The organism is Chryseobacterium sp. DT-167 (genome assembly GCF_058310155.1).
Genome location: NZ_JBZEEQ010000113.1, coordinates 1 through 557, shown reverse-complemented (window position 1 = coordinate 557; position 557 = coordinate 1). Strand labels below are relative to the sequence as shown.

1 protein-coding gene is annotated in these 557 nt (G+C 73.1%); it reads right to left on the bottom strand.

Annotated features, from left to right (window positions below; all coding sequences use genetic code 11):
* Positions 1–521, bottom strand: a 521-nt coding sequence (locus tag AC4FQ5_RS20035) for a glycosyltransferase family 2 protein (protein ID WP_491146450.1), incomplete at its 3' end; no start/stop codon positions are given.
* Between the last annotated feature and the right edge of the window lie 36 nt (positions 522–557).

Sequence of the window (557 nt, the reverse complement as noted above, 5' to 3'; positions counted from 1 at the left end):
AATCCTCCGACCATCGCCCAGGTCTCCGTCGTGCACGCGAACGAGAGCGACCAGAACAGGTCCCATTCCGACTCGTCGGCCGGGCGCACGACCCCGGCCTCCGGAGCCGGCCGAGCAGGGTGCGGCGAGACGAAGCGGTCGGCGTCCCCCGGGCCGCTCGGCATGTCGCCATCCGCGAGGTAGGTCACCGGCCCGCACAGGAGCGTCCCGTTCGTGGCCGACCGCTCGTAGGCCTGGATCGCGTCGGCGTGCGGGAGGCAATCGACATCGAGGAAGAGCAGGAGCTCGGCGCCTTGCTCCCGCGCGACGCGGGCGCCGACGTTGCGTCCCCTCGCGAGGCGCATCCCGTCCGGGCCGGGCGGCACGTGCACCACGGTTCCTCCCACGTCCAGAGGGGCGTGCTCGTCGAGGTGCACGAGCACGCGGATCGCGTGCGGCGCGACGATCGCGAGCCACTCCTTCTGGCGGGCGAGGTGCTCGCGTCGGCCGTCCGACGTGAGCGTGATGACGGCGGTCCTCACCGGACGAGGCCCTCGATGAGCGCTCCGGCGTCGGCC